The sequence below is a fragment of the Pseudomonas sp. FP453 genome (genome assembly GCF_030687495.1).
Lineage (GTDB): Bacteria > Pseudomonadota > Gammaproteobacteria > Pseudomonadales > Pseudomonadaceae > Aquipseudomonas.
The window spans coordinates 1,203,759-1,221,812 of sequence record NZ_CP117435.1 but is presented as its reverse complement, the minus strand read 5'-3'; the positions used below and the strand labels follow the sequence as shown (position 1 = coordinate 1,221,812).

The following is an 18,054-nucleotide window of genomic DNA, read 5'->3' as shown; positions in this document are numbered from 1 at the left end:
GGTGGATCAGCCAATACATCTATTGACTGACACACCGCTATCGCAGGCAAGCCAGCTCCCACAGGGTTCGTGCTGAGGCAAATACTATGCAATATGTTGCTAACTTCACCTGACCATTGAAACCACCGCTACCCCGCCCCATCTAACCTGCATACTTCCTGATGCAGGTGCCCCATGAGCGACCAGCAAGAATTCCCCGAATACGACCTCAACGACTACGCCGACCCCGAAAACGCTGAATCCCCTTCGTCCAACACTGGCCTGGCGCTGCCTGGGCAAAACCTGCCGGACAAGGTCTATATCATCCCGATCCACAATCGGCCGTTCTTCCCCGCGCAAGTGCTGCCGGTGATCGTCAACGAAGAGCCGTGGGCCGAGACCCTGGAGCTGGTGAGCAAATCCGATCACCACAACCTCGCCCTGTTCTTCATGGACACGCCGCCCGAAGACCCACGCCATTTCGACACCTCCAGCCTGCCGCTGTACGGCACGCTGGTGAAGGTGCATCACGCCAGCCGCGAGAACGGCAAGCTGCAATTTGTCGCCCAGGGCCTGACCCGCGTGCGCATCAAGACCTGGCTCAAGCACCACCGCCCGCCGTACCTGGTGGAGGTCGAATACCCGCACCAGCCGTCCGAGCCGACCGATGAGGTGAAGGCCTACGGCATGGCGCTGATCAATGCGATCAAGGAACTGCTGCCGCTCAACCCGCTGTACAGCGAAGAGTTGAAGAACTACCTCAACCGCTTCAGCCCCAACGACCCGTCGCCCCTCACCGACTTCGCCGCCGCGCTGACCTCGGCCACCGGTAACGAGTTGCAGGAAGTGCTGGACTGCGTGCCCATGCTCAAGCGCATGGAAAAAGTCTTGCCGATGCTGCGCAAAGAAGTGGAAGTCGCGCGCCTGCAAAAGGAAATCTCCGCCGAGGTGAACCGCAAGATCGGCGAGCACCAGCGCGAGTTTTTCCTCAAGGAACAGCTCAAGGTCATCCAGCAGGAACTGGGGCTGACCAAGGACGACCGCAGCGCCGACGTCGAGCAGTTCGAACAACGCCTGCAAGGCAAGGTGCTGCCGGCCCAGGCGCAGAAGCGCATCGATGAAGAACTGAACAAACTGTCGATCCTCGAAACCGGCTCGCCGGAATACGCGGTCACACGCAATTACCTCGACTGGGCGACGGCGGTGCCGTGGGGCGTGTATGGCGAAGACAAACTCGACCTGAAACACGCGCGCAAGGTGTTGGATAAACACCATGCGGGCCTGGATGACATCAAGAGCCGCATCCTCGAATTCCTCGCGGTGGGCGCCTATAAAGGTGAAGTCGCCGGTTCCATCGTGCTGCTGGTGGGCCCGCCGGGCGTGGGCAAGACCAGCGTCGGTAAATCCATCGCCGAGTCCCTGGGGCGGCCGTTCTATCGCTTCAGCGTCGGCGGCATGCGCGACGAGGCCGAGATCAAGGGCCACCGCCGCACCTACATCGGCGCCTTGCCCGGCAAGCTGGTGCAAGCGCTGAAAGATGTGGAGGTGATGAACCCGGTGATCATGCTCGACGAGATCGACAAGATGGGCCAGAGCTTCCAGGGCGACCCGGCGTCGGCGCTGCTGGAAACCCTCGACCCGGAGCAGAACGTCGAATTCCTCGACCACTACCTGGACCTGCGCCTGGACCTGTCCAAAGTGCTGTTCGTGTGCACCGCCAACACCCTCGATTCGATCCCCGGCCCGTTGCTGGACCGCATGGAAGTGATTCGCCTGTCGGGCTATATCACCGAAGAAAAAGTCGCCATCGCCAAGCGCCACCTGTGGCCAAAACAGTTGGAAAAAGCCGGCGTGGCCAAAACCAGCCTGACCATCAGCGACGGCGCCCTGCGTGCGTTGATCGACGGTTATGCCCGCGAAGCCGGAGTGCGCCAACTGGAGAAACAGCTGGGCAAACTGGTGCGCAAGGCGGTGGTCAAGTTGCTGGATGAGCCGGACTCGGTAATCAAGATCGGCAACAAGGACCTGGAAAGCTCCCTGGGCATGCCGGTGTTCCGCAACGAACAGGTGTTGTCCGGCACCGGCGTGATAACCGGCCTGGCCTGGACCAGCATGGGCGGCGCGACCTTGCCGATCGAGGCGACGCGCATTCATACGCTCAATCGCGGCTTCAAGCTCACCGGGCAGTTGGGTGAAGTGATGAAGGAGTCCGCCGAAATCGCCTACAGCTACATCAGCTCGAACCTGAAGTCGTTTGGCGGTGACCCGAAGTTCTTCGACGAAGCCTTCGTGCATTTGCACGTGCCGGAAGGCGCCACGCCAAAAGACGGCCCGAGCGCCGGCGTGACCATGGCCAGTGCGTTGCTGTCGCTGGCCCGTAACCAGCCGCCGAAAAAAGGCGTGGCCATGACCGGCGAGCTGACGTTGACCGGGCATGTGCTGCCGATTGGCGGCGTACGTGAAAAGGTGATTGCGGCGCGGCGCCAGAAGATTCACGAACTGATCTTGCCGGAGCCGAACCGTGGCAGCTTCGAGGAGTTGCCGGAGTACCTCAAGGAAGGCATGACCGTGCACTTTGCCAAGCGGTTTGCGGATGTGGCCAAGGTGCTCTTCTGATGGTGATGTAGTGCCTGGACTGGCCTCATCGCGGGCAAGCCCGGCTCCCACATTAATCGGTGTTGTTGATGACAGATCGGTCAAATGTGGGAGCGGGCTTGCCCGCGATGGCGTCAGCCGCCATAACCCACCCCCCTCTTGTCACACCTTGTCTCATCTTCGGTTATGCTCGCCCTTCGTCGTGAATCAACGGAGCCTCCATGACCGCTGCCCGCCTGCTTATCCCCCTAAGCCTTGCCCTGCTGGCCGGGTGCGCCAGTGCCCCCAAGCAAAACATCAGCGTAGACGCGCAAAGCGCCTGCCCGCTGCAGCTCAAAACCGGGCAGAACCTGATCCTCACCCTGCCCAGCAACCCCACCACCGGCTACCGCTGGGCCATCCAGGATTCCGCCGGCGGCGTGCTCCGCGCGCTGAGCCCCGAGGTCTACAGCAGCCGTGAATCCGGCGTGATCGGCGGCGGCGGGCAATCCACCTGGCGCTTCCAGGCCTTCGCCGCAGGCCAGGGCCGTTTGCGCCTGACCTCCCAGCAACCCTGGGAACCCGAAGCCGAACCTGCCGACACTTTCGACTGCGCCATTACGGTGAACTGATATGCCATGGATGATTCTTGCGTTGATGGGCGCCGGCACCTTTATCTACGGCCTGGCCACCCACGCCACCTTATTATGCCTGCTGGTCAAACCGCTGCCGGTGCTGGCGCTGCTGGGCTGGCTGCATGATGCACCGCCCACCGACTATCGACGCTGGATCAGCCTGGGGCTGATTTTTTCCCTGGTGGGCGACGTGCTGCTCGCCTGGCCGGGGGACCTGTTTATCTTTGGCCTCGGCGCGTTTCTGTTGGCGCACCTGGCGTACCTCAAGGCCTATTTCAGTGACTGCCGGCGCTTGGCGCTGCTGCCATTGCTCTTGGCGCTGGGCGTCGGCGCAGTGCTGCTGAGCATCCTGATTTCCCACGGCCTTGGCGACTTGCTGATCCCGGTGGTGGTTTACGCGCTGGTCATCAGCGCCATGCTCTGGCGTGCGCTGGCGCGGTTGGGCAGCGATGTACCGAAACGTTCGGCGCTGCTGGCGGCGGCGGGTGCGGCGTCGTTTGTGTTTTCCGACACGCTGATCGGTATCAACCGCTTTGTGCTGGCGTTCGATGCGGCGCCGTATTTGTTGATCGCCACTTACTGGCTGGGGCAGTGGGGCATCACCGCGTCGGCTTTCCATCAGACAACCCGCGCACACGAGGGCCAACTTGGCTAAAATGCCGGCCTTTCCCCTTTTCGTCGCCGGAACAACCGTGAGCAAAGAACCCGATCGCCTATTCGCCCAGCCCCTGTCCCAGGTGCCGGACTTCGCCTTTAACGAGGACGTGGTGCGGGTGTTCCCGGACATGATCAAGCGCTCGGTGCCCGGTTACCCGACCATTGTCGAAAACCTCGGTGTGCTCGCGGCGCAGTTTGCCCAGCCCAACAGCGTGCTCTACGACCTGGGTTCATCCCTGGGCGCCGTGACCCAGGCCCTGCGTCGCCATGTGCGCACCGATGGCTGCCGGGTGATCGCGGTGGATAACTCGGCGGCGATGGTCGAGCGCTGCCGCGAATACCTCAATGGCCAGGACTCGATGTTCCAGGAGTTGCTGCCGGTGGAGGTGATCGAGGGCGATATCCTCGCGTTGCAATTCCAACCGGCCTCGGTGGTGGCGCTGAACTTCACCCTGCAATTTATCGCTCCTGATGAGCGCCTGGCCTTGCTCACGCGCATCCGCCAGGCGCTGTTGCCGGGGGGCGCGCTGATCCTTTCGGAAAAGCTGCGCTTCAATGATCCCGAAGAACACGCGTTGCTCACCGATTTGCACGTCGCGTTCAAACGCGCCAACGGCTACAGCGAACTGGAAATCGCCCAGAAGCGCAGCGCCATCGAAAACGTCATGAAGCCCGACAGCCTCGAAGAACACCGCGAACGCCTGCTGGCGGCCGGGTTCTCGACAGTCGTGCCGTGGTTCCAGTGTCTTAACTTTGCCTCGTTGATTGCCTTGCCATGATTGATCTGTCTCCCCTCGCCCGCCATCTGGTCGGCACTCCCTTGGCCGTGTGGGCCCAAGGCCTGCAAGCGCAACTCGATAGCAAGATGGAAAAAGGCCATGGCGACCTGGAGCGCTGGCAGAGCGCGCTGGATGCGCTGCCGAAGATCCAGCCCAGCGACGTGGATTTGCTCAACGGCCTGACCCTCGACACCGATTGCGACGACGAAACACGCGAACAGATGCACACCGCCCTGATGGGCCTGAGCCCGTGGCGCAAAGGCCCGTTCCACCTGTTCGGCGTGCATGTGGACACCGAATGGCGCTCGGACTGGAAGTGGTCACGGGTGGCACCGCATTTGAACCTGAAGGGCAAACGCATCCTCGATGTGGGCTGCGGCAACGGCTACTACATGTGGCGCATGCTCGGCGCCGGCGCCGACAGCGTGATTGGCGTCGACCCGAACTGGCTGTTTTTCTGCCAGTTCCAGGCGGTGCAGCGTTACTTGTCAGAACCCAAGGCGTGGCACCTGCCGTTCCCGTTCGAAGACCTGCCGGCGAATCTGGAAGGCTTTGATACGGTGTTTTCCATGGGCGTGTTCTATCACCGGCGTTCGCCCATCGAGCATTTGCTCGCGCTGAAAGACACCCTGGTCAAGGGTGGTGAACTGGTCTTGGAAACCCTGGTGGTGGAAGGCGATCAGCAACAAGTGCTGGTGCCGGAAGACCGTTACGCGCAGATGCGCAACGTGTGGTTCCTGCCGTCGGTGCCGGCGTTGATGCTGTGGCTGCGCCGCGCCGGGTTCAGTGATGTGCGCTGTGTGGATGTGAGCGTGACGACCGTCGAGGAACAGCGTGGAACGGAGTGGATGAAGTATCAGTCGTTGAGTGATTTCCTTGATCCTGAAGATCACAGCAAGACGATTGAAGGGCTGCCGGCGCCGATGCGGGCCGTCATCATCGCCAGGAAATAACTCCAATCTCCCTGAAAACATGGAGATCAAAATGTGGGAGCTGGCTTGCCTGCGATAGCGGTGGTTCAGTCACTGATGAGTTGACTGACAGATAGCTATCGCAGGCAAGCCAGCTCCCACATTGGTTTGCGGTGTTAGTTGGATTGCGGCTTCGCGCGGCGGGCCTTGAAGAATTCACTGAGTACGGTGCCGCACTCTTCGGCCAACACCCCACCTTCAAACAGCACCTTGTGATTGAGAAATCCCTGGGTAAAAAACTGCCCCTGGCTCTGCACAATCCCCGCCTTCGGCTCCAGCGCGCCGTACACCACCCGCGCCACCCGCGAGTGCACGATCAGACCGGCGCACATGCTGCACGGCTCCAGCGTCACATACAGCGTGCTGCCCACCAGCCGGTAGTTGCTGATCGCCTGCGCGGCATCACGAATGGCGACCATCTCGGCATGGGCGCTGGGGTCGTTGCCGCTGATGGGGCAGTTGAAGCCGCGGCCGATGATTTCACCGTCCTGCACCAGCACTGCGCCCACCGGCACTTCACCCAATGCAGCGCCTTGGGCGGCAAGGGCCAGGGCTTCGCGCATGAAGTCCTGGTCGCGGCTGCGGTCGATGATCGCCACGGGACGAAACTGGCGCATCACGCCACCTCGATGGCGGCCATCAGGCCGGTTTCCATATGGTCGATCACATGGCAGTGGAACATCCACACCCCCGGGTTATCCGCCACCAACGCCACGCGGGCGCGTTCGTTCTTGCCCAGCAGGTAGGTGTCGGTGAAGTACGGGATCACCTTGTGGCGGGTTCGAGGCGATCACCTTGAAGCTCATGCCGTGCAGGTGGATCGGGTGTTGGTACTGGGTCATGTTCTTCAATTCGAAAATGTAGCTCTTGCCCTTCTCCAGCTTGGCAATCGGGCGGTCGGCGCAGGTCTTGTCGGTGATGTCCCAGGCCTGGCCGTTGATCTGCCACAGGCTGGGCGGCCGACCGTCGTCGACTGAAACGGTACCGACCCACTCGAAATTGAAGTTGAGTTTCTCGGCGTTGGCCAGGTCCGGCTCGGCAATCGGGTTGGCCGGCAATGCGGGTGGCCACTCGGTGGGCGCGTCGCTGTTGGCTACGGAGCGGAACGTGCCCAGGCGAACCGGACCGTTGCGGATCGACAGCTCTTCGCCGGCCGGCGGTGCCTTGATCGCCAGGCAGATGCGCATGCCCGGGCCCAGCCAGTATTCCTTGCCCAATGGGCGCGGCTCGATGGGGTTACCGTCCAGCGCGTAGATCTGCGCTTCGAACGTCGGGGATGTTGATGCGATAGGTCAGGGTGTTGTCGAGGTTGAGCAGGCGCACGCGGGTGATCTGCCCGGCCGGCAAGTCGATCACCGCCTGGGACACGCCATTGATCGTCGACAAGCGCCCGGCCGTACCGCCACGCGCTGCTTCACGGGGCACGCTGAACGCGACGAAAGCGCCCTCTTCGTCCACATGCCAGCTCTTCAGGCTGAGGGTGCGTTCGTGTTTGAAACCAGTGGGTTCGCGCTCTTCGATGATCAGCGGGCCGACCAGGCCACGGCCGAGTTCTTCGCTGCTGTTGACGTGGGGGTGATACCAGTAGCTGCCGGCGTCAGGTACGCGGAACTTGTAGTCGAAATACTCGCCGGGCAGCACCGGCAATTGGGACACGTAGGGCACGCCGTCCATCTCCAGCGGAAGGCGGATGCCATGCCAGTGGATGGTGGTAGCGACCGGCAGGTGGTTGATAAACCGTACCCGCAGCCATTCGCCCTGGCGCACCCGCAACTCGGTGCCCGGCGCCGACGGGCCGAACGCCCAGGCTTCGGTCTTGTGGCCCGGCACCAGTTCCACGTCCAGCGGTGCGGCGATCAGTTCGTAATCGTGGCCCGCTTCGGCCTCGGCGACTTTCCCCAGCCAGTAGCGATAGGCGCCACCGGCACCGACGCCCACTACGGCCAGGCCGGCAAGGCCACCCAGGATTTGTCGACGGGAAAAGGATCGGGACACAACAACCTCACGTATCGGCCGCAAGCCCAGGGCCTGCAAAGGGCAGATACGATACACCTGCATGGCCTAAACAGTAAGGCTTCGCATTGCCGCATGCCCGAATTCTGGACACACCAAAGATCAACTGTGGGAACGGGCTTGCCCGCGATTGCGGTGGGTCAGCCAATGCAGCGTTGACGGGTGTACCGCAATCGCGGGCAAGCCCGCTCCCACATTTTTTGATCTTCAGTGGTTTTTGGATTGTGTTGGGTCAGGCCTTGGCGGCAGCCAGGATCAGGGCCTTCATCTCGGCGACGGCGCCTTTGAAACCGACGAACAGCGCATGCGCCACCAGCGCATGGCCAATGTTCAGCTCATTGATGCCCTTGATCGCCGCCACGGCTTCAACGTTGTGGTAATGCAGGCCGTGACCGGCATTGACGATCAGCCCTTCGCGCAGGCCAACCGCGACACCGTCGATGATGCGCTGCAGCTCATCGGCCACTTCAGTCGGGGTGGTGGCATCGGCATAACGCCCGGTGTGCAACTCGATGGCGGGTGCGCCGACACGGCGCGAGGCTTCGATCTGGCGCGCGTCGGCGTCGATGAACAGCGAGACTTCGCTGCCGATCTGCGACAGGCGGTCCACCGCAGCCTTGATCCGCGCTTCCTGGCCGGCCACGTCAAGGCCGCCTTCGGTGGTGAGTTCCTGGCGGGTTTCCGGGACCAGGCAGATATGCGCCGGGCGGATGCGCTCGGCGAACGCCATCATTTCTTCGGTGACGCCCATTTCGAAGTTCATGCGGGTTTGCAGCACGTCCTTGAGCAGCAGAACATCGCGCTCCTGGATGTGGCGGCGGTCTTCGCGCAGGTGCACGGTGATGCCGTCGGCGCCTGCTTCTTCGGCGTCCAGCGCGGCCTTGACCGGATCAGGGTAACGGGTGCCCCGGGCCTGGCGCAGGGTAGCGACGTGGTCGATATTGACGCCGAGAAGAATGCGATTGCTGCTGGTCACGGAAGCGCTCCTGAATAGGGAAAGAAACGCTGCACAGCATACACGGGGTTGTCAGGGCTTTCGAAACAACTCGCGACTGACCAGCGGCCGTCCGCCCAAGTGCACGGCCAGCGCTTGGCGCATCAGGCGCTTGGCGGCGGATAAAGCACCGGGTGCGCTCCAGTCGGCTTCGCTCATGGCCAGCAGCTCGGTGCCTTGGAACAGGCCCGGTTGCAGCAGGTAGACGCGCTCCAGGCCGGCGTCCACTTGCAGGCGGTACATGCCGTCGGCGGCGATGGGGTCGCCGTGCAGGTCGTTGGCCAGTTCGAAGCCGTAACCCAGGTCGTCGAGCAGGCGCCATTCGAAGGCGCGCAGCAACGGTTCCAGGGGACGGCCTTCGGCGAGGGCGAGCAAGGTGGCGGCGTAGTGATCAAAGACGGCCGGGTGGGGGTCTTCGGCGGGGAGCAGGCGAATCAGCAATTCGTTGAGATAGAGGCCGCTGAACAGCGCTTCGCCATTGAGCCAGGCGGAGGTGCCGACGCTTTCCAGGCGGCCGACGTTTTTCAGCTCGCCCTTGCCGCGGAATTCCACGTCCAACGCCACGAACGGCCTTGCCTGTGTGCCCGCCTTGCCCCGCGCGCTGCGCAAGACGGCGCGCAGGCGGCCTTGGGGCGTGAGGAAATCCACCAGGGCGCTGGTCTCGCGGTAGGCGCGGCTGTGCAGGACGTAGGCGGGTTGGCTGAGGGGTTGGGATTGGGACATGGAAGTCTCTTCGCAGAACTTAAGAACAGCGACAAACCAATGTGGGAGCGGGCTTGTGTGGGAGCCGGGCTTGCCCGCGATGCAGGCACCTCGGTCCTTAAGTCTTTCCGAGGTGATGCTATCGCAGGCAAGCCAGCTCCCACACAAGCCAGCTCCCACAAAAGCCCGCTCACACAGAGGTTCCGCTGTATGTCAGAGGTCGCCGTAGCCCAGGGAACGCAGTGCACGCTCGTCATCGGACCAACCACCCTTAACCTTCACCCACAGGTTGAGCATGATCTTGGAATCAAACAGCAACTCCATGTCCTTGCGCGCTTCGGTGCCGATGCGCTTGATGCGCTCGCCCTTGTCGCCAATGATGATTTTCTTCTGGCCGTCACGTTCGACGAGGATCAGCGCATGAATATGCAGGGTCTTGCCCTGCTGCTTGAACTCTTCGATTTCGACGGTGATCTGGTACGGCAGCTCGGCGCCCATCTGGCGCATGATTTTCTCGCGCACCAGTTCGGCGGCCAGGAAGCGGCTGCTGCGGTCGGTGATCTGGTCTTCCGGGAAGAAGTGCTCGTTCTCCGGCAGGTGGCCGGCGATCACGCGCTCCAGGGCTTCCAGGTTGTGGCCGTGCTGGGCGGAGATCGGGATGATCTGCGCGTTCGGCAGTTGTTCCTGCAGCCAGCTCAGGTGCGGCATCAGCTCGGCTTTGTCTTCGATGCGGTCGGTCTTGTTCAACGCGACGATCAACGGGCCGGTGACATACTGCACACGCTCAAGGACCATCTGGTCTTCGTCGGTCCACTTGGTGCGGTCGACCACGAAGATCACCACGTCGACGTCTTTCAACGCCGCCGAAGCGGTCTTGTTCATGTAGCGGTTGAGGGCTTTCTCGCCACCTTTGTGCATGCCCGGGGTATCGACGTAGACCGCTTGCACGTTGCCTTCGGTCTTGATGCCCAGCATGTTGTGGCGGGTGGTCTGCGGCTTGCGCGAGGTGATCGCGAGCTTCTGGCCGAGGATGTGGTTCAGCAGCGTGGACTTGCCCACGTTCGGGCGGCCGACGATGGCAACATAGCCACAGCGTGTTGCGGTTGAATCAGTCATGGCCATTCTCCACGCCCAGGGCAATCAGTGCTGCAGCGGCCGCTACCTGTTCGGCAATACGACGGCTCACACCCTGACCTCGGCTTTTTTCGTTCAGTAAGGTGATTTCACATTCCACGAAGAACACGCGGCAATGGGGCTCACCCTGGATATCCACCACTTCGTAGCGTGGCAGTTCGCAACCACGGGACTGCAGGAATTCCTGCAGGCGGGTCTTGGGATCTTTGTTGGTATCGACCAGCGTGAGGCTTTCGATCTCGGAGGTCAGCCACGCGGTGACGCGTTCCTTGGCCGCTTCCATGCCTGCATCGAGGTAGATCGCACCGATCAGCGCTTCAAGGGCGTCGGCGAGGATCGACTCGCGGCGGAAACCGCCACTTTTCAGCTCGCCAGAGCCCAGGCGCAGGTACTCGCCCAGGCCGAAACCACGGGCCAGCACGGCCAGGGTCTCGCCCTTCACCAAGCGTGCGCGCAGGCGCGACAGCTGGCCTTCACGGGCTTGCGGGAAGCGCTCGAACAGCGCCTCACCGGCGACGAAATTGAGGATGGCATCACCGAGGAATTCCAGGCGTTCGTTGTTACGCCCTGCAAAGCTGCGGTGTGTGAGGGCAAGGACCATCAATTCCTGGTCCTTGAAGGTGTAGCCGAGCAGACGCTCGAGACGTGCTAGAGAAACGGTCACGGTTTACCCATATCTGTGTGGTGGCACCGGCGGCCATCGACGATTGACGCAGTGTTCAAATTCAAATCCTGGTTGGTGCTGCATGGCGCCGGACATTTGTCCAAGCCCCAGAAAAGCATTCGGCGCTGTGTTCACAGCGCCGCCTGTATTACTTGATCAGCCCGACTCGCGAGAAGTTCGGCAAGTGGCTGAGCTTGGACTCCGGCCAACTCATCCAGACCGCGAAGGCCTTGCCGACGATGTTCTCGTCGGGAACCATGCCCAGCATGTCCTTGGGAATGTTGGGATCGTTCCAATAGCGGCTGTCATTGGAGTTGTCACGGTTGTCGCCCATCATGAAGTAGTGCCCGGCAGGCACCTTCCACTCACCATCAGGCTGGCGGTAGCGCGACATTTCCTTGCGGATCTCGTGCTCCACCGCGCCGAGTTTCTCCTGGTACAGCTCGGCGCTGCCCAGGGAATTCGGCTCGGAACCGATCAGCTTCTCAGCCACCGATTCACCGTTGATGAACAGGCGCTTGTCGCCGGTGTAGCGGATCACGTCGCCCGGCAGGCCGATCACACGCTTGATGTAGTTGACGTTCGGGTCGCTCGGGAAGCGGAACACCATCACATCGCCGCGTTGCGGGTCGCCGACTTCAATGACCTTCTTGTCGATCACCGGCAGGCGAATGCCGTAGGCAAACTTGTTCACCAGGATGAAGTCGCCCACGTCCAGGGTAGGTTTCATCGACCCCGAAGGGATCTGAAACGGCTCCACCAGGAACGAGCGCAACACCAGCACGATGAACAGCACCGGGAAGAACGACTTGCCGTATTCAACCAGCAAAGGCTCTTTGTTCAGCTTCTCGACCACCACGGCATCGGGCTGGCTGACGCTGCCCTGATAGGACGCGATAGCCGCCCGCCGACGCGGGGCGAAGAACACCAGATCGAGCAACGCCAGGAGACCACAGACGGCAACGGCGATGACCAGCAACAGCGGGAAATTTAGCGACATAGGACCTAACTATCCAACCTGAGCACCGCAAGGAAGGCTTCTTGTGGAATTTCCACGTTGCCCACTTGCTTCATGCGTTTTTTACCGGCCTTTTGCTTCTCAAGCAGCTTGCGCTTACGGCTTACGTCACCGCCGTAGCATTTGGCCAGTACGTTCTTTCTGAGAGCCTTGACGGAGGTCCGCGCAATGATCTGCCCGCCAATGGCGGCCTGGATCGCGACGTCGAACATCTGGCGCGGAATCAGTTCTTTCATCTTCTCGGTCAACTGGCGACCTTTGTAGTGCGCGTTGTCCTTGTGCACGATGAGTGCCAGGGCATCGACCTTGTCGCCGTTGATCAGCACATCCAGTTTCACCAGATTAGCCGATTGGTAACGGTCGAAGTGGTAATCCAGCGAAGCATAGCCGCGACTGGTGGATTTGAGACGGTCGAAGAAGTCCAGGACCACTTCGTTCATCGGCAGATCGTAGGTCACTTGCACCTGGGTACCGAGGAACAGCATGTCGTGCTGCACGCCACGCTTCTCGATGCACAGGGTGATCACGTTGCCCAGGTGCTCTTGTGGCACGAGGATGTTGGCCCGCACGATCGGCTCGCGCATGTCTTCGATGGAAGACAGGTCTGGCAGCTTGGACGGGTTGTCGACGTAAATCGTTTCACCGGTTTTCAACGCCAGCTCAAAAATAACCGTTGGCGCGGTGGTGATCAGGTCCAGGTCGTATTCGCGCTCCAGGCGCTCCTGGATGATCTCCATGTGCAGCATGCCGAGGAAGCCGCAGCGGAAGCCGAAGCCCAGGGCGTCGGAGCTTTCCGGGGTGTACTGCAACGACGAGTCGTTGAGGGTCAGCTTTTGCAGGGCTTCGCGGAAATCTTCGAAGTCGTCGGAGCTGACCGGGAACAGGCCGGCGTAGACCTGCGGCTGGATGCGCTTGAAGCCTGGCAGCACGTCGACGTCGGGGGTGGAGCTCAAGGTCAGGGTGTCACCGACCGGTGCACCGTGGATGTCCTTGATACCGGCAATGATGAAGCCCACTTCGCCGGCTTTCAGATCGGTGGTGGCGGTGTGTTTCGGGTTGAATACACCGACGCTGTCCACCAGGTGGATCTTGCCGGTGGATTTGACCAGGATCTTGTCGCCCTTCTTCACGCGGCCGTGGCGCACGCGGACCAGGGACACAACGCCCAGGTAGTTGTCGAACCAGGAGTCGATGATCAACGCTTGCAGCGGATCTTCGTAGTTGCCGGTCGGCGCGGGAATGGTCTTGACCAGGCGCTCGAGCACTTCGTCGACACCCAGGCCGGTCTTGGCGCTGCACTCGACGGCGTCGGTGGCGTCAATGCCGATGATTTTTTCGATTTCTTCTTTGACGCGGTCTGGATCGGCCTGTGGCAGGTCGATCTTGTTCAGCACCGGCATCACTTCCAGGCCTTGCTCGATCGCGGTGTAGCAGTTGGCGACGGACTGGGCTTCAACGCCCTGGCCGGCGTCCACCACCAGCAAGGCGCCTTCGCAGGCGGCCAGCGAGCGGCTGACTTCGTAGGTGAAGTCAACGTGGCCGGGGGTGTCAATGAAGTTCAGCTGGTACTTGATACCGTCTTTTGCGGTGTAGTACAGGGTAACGCTGTGGGCCTTGATGGTGATGCCGCGCTCACGCTCGAGGTCCATGGAGTCCAGGACCTGGGCTTCCATTTCACGCTCGGCAAGGCCACCGCACATTTGAATGAACCGGTCGGCCAGCGTCGACTTGCCATGGTCAATGTGGGCGATGATGGAGAAATTGCGGATATGACTCAAATCACTCACGGATCAACACTCAAAAAGGCTGCAGGCAGATTGCCCGCTGAAAAATAGCCGGGAATTGTACCTGATGCTCTGCCCGGGCGTCATCTTTGCTGACCAGAACAAAAATGCCCCGATCTCTCGACCGGGGCATTTTTTGCTCATAAGCGCGCTATCAACCGGCCCGGCGCAATAGCCAGAAGCCGGCCACGGCGCAGATCGCGGTCGGCACCAGCACCGCAAACAGCGGCGAGAAGCCGAACACCAGGCTCGACGGGCCGAGCAGGTCCTGGGCGATGCGGAAGGTGAAGCCCACCAATACACCGGTAAACACGCGCTGGCCAAGGGTCACGGAGCGCAGCGGGCCGAAGATGAACGAAATCGCCATCAGCACCAAGGCGGCGGTCACCACCGGCTGCAACACCTTGACCCAAAACGCCAGCCAGTAACGACCGTTGTTCAGGCCCTGCTCCTTCAAGTAGTGGATATAGCTCCACAGGCCGGAGATCGGCAGGCTTTCGGGGATCATCACCACGGTATTGAGCAGTTCCGGCTTGAGGGCGATGTCCCACGCCTCAGTCGGTGCGTTGATCACTTCGGTGCTGGACTTGGTGCCCTGGCCCGCGTTGCGGAAATAAGTCGTGGTGATGTCGGTCAGTTGCCACTTCTCGGCGCTGTACTGCGCACGTTTGGCGAAACTGGACGACAGCAGGTGGCGCTCCTTGTCGAACGTGTAGCGCGTCACACCAATCAACAGGCCACCGGGTTGCACGGCGTTGATGTGGATGAACTCGTCACCCTGGCGATGCCACAGGCCATGCTTGGAGCTTTGTGCATCCCCCGAACCCTGGGCCAGGGCGCGGTTGGCCTGGGCGGTGGTTTCGGCCGGTGGCGCGACGTACTCGCCGATCAGCACGCTGCACAGCATCAGCAGCAGCATCGGCTTCATCACGGCCCAGACGATGCGGCCGATGGACACCCCGGCGGCCCGCATGATGGTCAGTTCGCTGTTGCTGGCCAGGCTGCCCAGGCCGATCAGGCAACCGATCAGCGCGGCCATCGGCATCATGTCGTAGAGGCGGCGCGGCGCGGTGAGCGCCACGTAGCTCAGCACGTCCCACACGGTGTAGGTGTCGGTGACGTTGCCGACTTCATCGATGAAGGCGAACAGCGAGGCCAGGCCCAGGATGATGCCCAATACCGCCAGGATGGCGATCAGTACGCTGCTACCAATGTAGCGATCGAGCTTAGCCACGAGCCAACTCCTTCTGGCCACGACGGCTCAACATTTTCAGACGGATAGGTTCCCAGTAGAGCAGCCCGAGGCCGATCACCAGGAAGATCCCGTGAACCCACCACAGGCCCAGGGTCGGCGACAGCTTGCCCTTCTCCAGGGAGCCACGGGCGGAAATCAGGATGGTCAGGTACGCCATGTACAGCAGGATCGCCGGCAACAGCTTGAGGAAACGGCCCTGGCGCGGGTTGACGCGCGACAGCGGCACGGCCATCAGGGTCACGATAAACACCAGCAGCGGCAGGGAAATCCGCCATTGCAGCTCGGCGATGGAGCGCAGTTCCTTGCTGCCCAGCAGCTCGGTGGTCGGGATGGCATCGCGGTCGGTGACTTCGTCGCTGACGTCCGGGCGCGCCAGCAGCACGCCGTAGGTGTCGTACTTGATCGCACGGTAATCGGCCATGCCGGGGCTGCCGTCATAGCGGTAGCCGTTTTCCAGGATCAGGTAGCGGCTGCCGTCGGGGCGTATTTCCTGGCGGCCGGAATCAGCCACCAGCACGGAGATGCCCCGGTCTTTCTTGTCCTGGCCCAGGCGCTTCTCGGAGATGAACACCCCGCCAAGGTTGGCGCGGTCTTCGGTCATGGTTTCGGTGTAGGTGACCCGCGTGCCGTCATTGAGCGCCTGGAAGCGGCCCGGTTCGAGGGTGTCGAACTCGGTCATGGCGTCCTGCTTGTTCAGCACCAGCTGGAACTGCATGGCACCCTGGGGCGCCAGGCTCAGGCTCAGCCAGGCCACGATCAGCGCCACACCGGCGGCCGGGATCATGGTCATGCCCAGCAGGCGTTGCTGGCTCATGCCGGTGGCCGAGAGCACGGTCATTTCGCTTTCGAGGTACAGGCGGCCATAGGCCAGCAAGATCCCGAGGAACAGGCCCAGGGGCAGGATCAGCTGCAGGAACCCCGGCAGGCGAAAGCCCATGATCAGGAACAACGAGCCTGGGTCCAGGGCGCCAGAAGCAGCCTGGGCCAGGTATTTGACGAAACGACCACTCATGATGATGACCAGCAATACCGCACTCACGGCACTCAGGGTCAACAGGACTTCGCGGGACAGATAACGGAAGACGATCAAACCAGACACTCCAGGGTTGTCAGGCTAAGGCGGCCAAACAAGCAAGCATACCGAGTCGACCTGTTTGCACAGGCCGGCTAAAAAGATGGCGCATTATCCTGTGATTGGCCGCGCCTGTCACGGAGCATGCTCATTGACGGGGACAAAGCGTACGCCAAGGGTTGTCAGGCTCCGCCGCCGAGGTTCAAACTGCGGCCTTTGTCGCTGGCGGCTTACACAGCTGCCATGCATTAAAGCCTGCGTACAGACGCAAGGCTCTCAGACCTTAATAAGGGACCCGAAAATGGAATTGGTTGTAAAAAGCGTTAGCCCCGAAACGTTGAAAACCGCCACCCTCGTGGTCGCCATCGGCGAAGGCCGCAAACTCGGCGTTGCCGCCAAACAACTCGACGAACTGAGCGGCGGCGCCATCAGCGCCATCCTCAAGCGCGGCGACCTGGCCGGCAAAGTCGGCCAGAGCCTGCTGCTGCAAAGCCTGCCGAACCTCAAGGCCGACCGCGTATTGCTGGTGGGCGTGGGCAAGGACGCCGAACTGGGCGACCGCCCGTTCCGCAAGATCGTCAGCAGCATCCTCACCACCCTCAAGGGCCTGGGCGGCAGCGATGCCACGCTGGCGCTGGATGAAGTCGTGGTCAAGGGCCGCGACAGCTACGGCAAGACCCGCCTGCTGGCCGAGAGCCTGGTCGACGGCGGCTATATCTTCGACGAGTTCAAGAGCACCAAGGCCGAACCGCGCGCCCTGAAGAAAATCACCCTGCTGACCATCAAGGCCGCCCAGGCCGAAGTCCAGCGCGCCGTGACCCACGCCACCGCCATCGCCAATGGCATGTCGTTCACCCGCGACCTGGGCAACCTGCCGCCGAACATCTGCCACCCGACCTTCCTCGGCGAACAGGCCAAGGCGCTGGGTAAAGAGTTCAAGGGCCTGAAAGTCGAAGTCCTGGATGAGAAGAAGATCAAGGAACTGGGCATGGGCTCGTTCTATGCCGTTGGCCAGGGCAGCGACCAGCCGCCACGCCTGATCGTGATGCAATACAACGGCGGCAAGAAAGCCGACAAGCCGTACGCCCTGGTGGGTAAAGGCATCACCTTCGACACCGGCGGCATCAGCCTCAAGCCGGGCGCCGGCATGGATGAAATGAAGTACGACATGGGCGGCGCCGCCAGCGTGTTCGGTACCCTGCGTGCCGTGCTGGAGCTCAAGCTGCCGATCAACCTGGTGTGCATCCTGGCCTGCGCCGAGAACATGCCGAGCGGCGGCGCGGCGCGTCCGGGCGACATCGTCACCACCATGAGCGGCCAGACCGTCGAGATCCTCAACACCGACGCCGAAGGCCGCCTGGTGCTGTGCGATGCCCTGACCTACGCCGAACGCTTCAAGCCACAAGCCGTGATCGACATCGCCACCCTGACCGGCGCGTGCATCGTCGCCCTGGGTTCCCACACGTCGGGCCTGCTGGGCAACAACGACGAACTGATCGAGCAACTGCTCAGCGCCGGCAAGGCTGCCGACGACCGCGCCTGGCAACTGCCGCTGTTCGACGAGTACCAGGAACAGCTGGACAGCCCGTTCGCCGACATCGCCAACATCGGCGGCCCGAAAGCCGGCACCATCACCGCGGCCTGCTTCCTGTCGCGCTTTGCCAAGAACTTCAACTGGGCGCACCTGGACATCGCCGGCACGGCCTGGACCAGCGGCGGCAAGGACAAGGGCGCCACTGGCCGTCCGGTGCCATTGCTGACCCAGTACCTGCTGGATCGCGCCAAGGCCTGAAAATGAGAACCCCAGGGTGGCCTTTATAAAG

At 61.9% G+C, this 18,054-nt stretch carries 15 protein-coding genes and 1 pseudogene; 6 read left to right on the top strand and 10 right to left on the bottom strand.

Annotated elements, in window-relative coordinates:
- The first annotated feature begins 174 nt into the window (after positions 1–174).
- The 5 genes from lon (at position 175) to cmoB (ending at position 5,577) form a co-directional block, all read left to right on the top strand.
- Entirely contained in the window at positions 175–2,595 is a 2,421-nt protein-coding gene (lon, locus tag PSH87_RS05500) for an endopeptidase La (RefSeq protein WP_017735973.1), read from the top strand.
- A 200-nt stretch (positions 2,596–2,795) separates the two neighbouring features.
- On the top strand, positions 2,796–3,185 hold the full coding sequence (locus tag PSH87_RS05495) for a protease inhibitor I42 family protein (protein ID WP_017735972.1): 390 nt from the start codon (positions 2,796–2,798) through the stop codon (positions 3,183–3,185).
- A gap of 1 nt (position 3,186) precedes the next feature.
- Positions 3,187–3,843: a lysoplasmalogenase gene (locus PSH87_RS05490; protein WP_305432827.1), complete on the top strand. Its 657-nt coding sequence runs from the start codon at positions 3,187–3,189 to the stop codon at positions 3,841–3,843.
- 1 nt (position 3,844) lies between these two features.
- Positions 3,845–4,624, top strand: coding sequence for a carboxy-S-adenosyl-L-methionine synthase CmoA (gene cmoA / locus PSH87_RS05485; RefSeq protein WP_177325326.1), 780 nt, complete (start codon positions 3,845–3,847; stop codon positions 4,622–4,624).
- Entirely contained in the window at positions 4,621–5,577 is a 957-nt protein-coding gene (gene cmoB, locus PSH87_RS05480; RefSeq protein WP_305432826.1) for a tRNA 5-methoxyuridine(34)/uridine 5-oxyacetic acid(34) synthase CmoB, read from the top strand. The genes cmoA and cmoB overlap by 4 nt, the downstream gene beginning before the upstream one ends.
- A 134-nt stretch (positions 5,578–5,711) precedes the next feature.
- On the opposite strand, the gene tadA is transcribed toward cmoB, so the two are convergent.
- The 10 genes and pseudogenes from tadA to lptF form a co-directional block, all read right to left on the bottom strand.
- Positions 5,712–6,212: a tRNA adenosine(34) deaminase TadA gene (gene tadA / locus PSH87_RS05475; RefSeq protein WP_017734277.1), complete on the bottom strand. Its 501-nt coding sequence runs from the start codon at positions 6,210–6,212 to the stop codon at positions 5,712–5,714.
- Positions 6,212–7,590, bottom strand: a pseudogene (locus PSH87_RS05470) (multicopper oxidase family protein). Before PSH87_RS05470 ends, tadA begins: the two are co-directional and overlap by 1 nt.
- A 250-nt stretch (positions 7,591–7,840) precedes the next feature.
- Positions 7,841–8,584: a pyridoxine 5'-phosphate synthase gene (gene pdxJ, locus PSH87_RS05465; RefSeq protein WP_017734279.1), complete on the bottom strand. Its 744-nt coding sequence runs from the start codon at positions 8,582–8,584 to the stop codon at positions 7,841–7,843.
- 51 nt (positions 8,585–8,635) lie between these two features.
- Entirely contained in the window at positions 8,636–9,325 is a 690-nt protein-coding gene (recO, locus tag PSH87_RS05460; protein WP_305432825.1) for a DNA repair protein RecO, read from the bottom strand.
- Between the two features lie 192 nt (positions 9,326–9,517).
- The gene (era, locus tag PSH87_RS05455; protein WP_017734281.1) at positions 9,518–10,420 is read right to left on the bottom strand and encodes a GTPase Era; all 903 of its coding nucleotides are present in this window, start codon (positions 10,418–10,420) and stop codon (positions 9,518–9,520) included.
- Complete coding sequence (rnc, locus tag PSH87_RS05450; RefSeq protein WP_026136456.1) at positions 10,413–11,102, bottom strand: ribonuclease III; 690 nt, start codon at positions 11,100–11,102, stop codon at positions 10,413–10,415. Before rnc ends, era begins: the two co-directional genes overlap by 8 nt.
- A 148-nt stretch (positions 11,103–11,250) precedes the next feature.
- Positions 11,251–12,102 (bottom strand): signal peptidase I, encoded by an 852-nt coding sequence (lepB, locus tag PSH87_RS05445; protein WP_017734283.1) that lies wholly within the window; start codon positions 12,100–12,102, stop codon positions 11,251–11,253.
- A gap of 5 nt (positions 12,103–12,107) precedes the next feature.
- Positions 12,108–13,907 carry a translation elongation factor 4 gene (lepA, locus tag PSH87_RS05440; protein ID WP_003210439.1) on the bottom strand — a complete coding sequence of 600 codons (1,800 nt, stop codon included), beginning with the start codon at positions 13,905–13,907 and terminating at the stop codon, positions 12,108–12,110.
- 151 nt (positions 13,908–14,058) lie between these two features.
- The gene (gene lptG / locus PSH87_RS05435; protein WP_305432824.1) at positions 14,059–15,138 is read right to left on the bottom strand and encodes an LPS export ABC transporter permease LptG; all 1,080 of its coding nucleotides are present in this window, start codon (positions 15,136–15,138) and stop codon (positions 14,059–14,061) included.
- The gene (gene lptF, locus PSH87_RS05430) at positions 15,131–16,249 is read right to left on the bottom strand and encodes an LPS export ABC transporter permease LptF (RefSeq protein WP_017734285.1); all 1,119 of its coding nucleotides are present in this window, start codon (positions 16,247–16,249) and stop codon (positions 15,131–15,133) included. The genes lptG and lptF overlap by 8 nt, the downstream gene beginning before the upstream one ends.
- 283 nt (positions 16,250–16,532) lie before the next feature.
- Between lptF and PSH87_RS05425 the strand changes: the two genes are divergently transcribed.
- Positions 16,533–18,023: a leucyl aminopeptidase gene (locus PSH87_RS05425; RefSeq protein ID WP_305432823.1), complete on the top strand. Its 1,491-nt coding sequence runs from the start codon at positions 16,533–16,535 to the stop codon at positions 18,021–18,023.
- Positions 18,024–18,054: the final 31 nt, after the last annotated feature.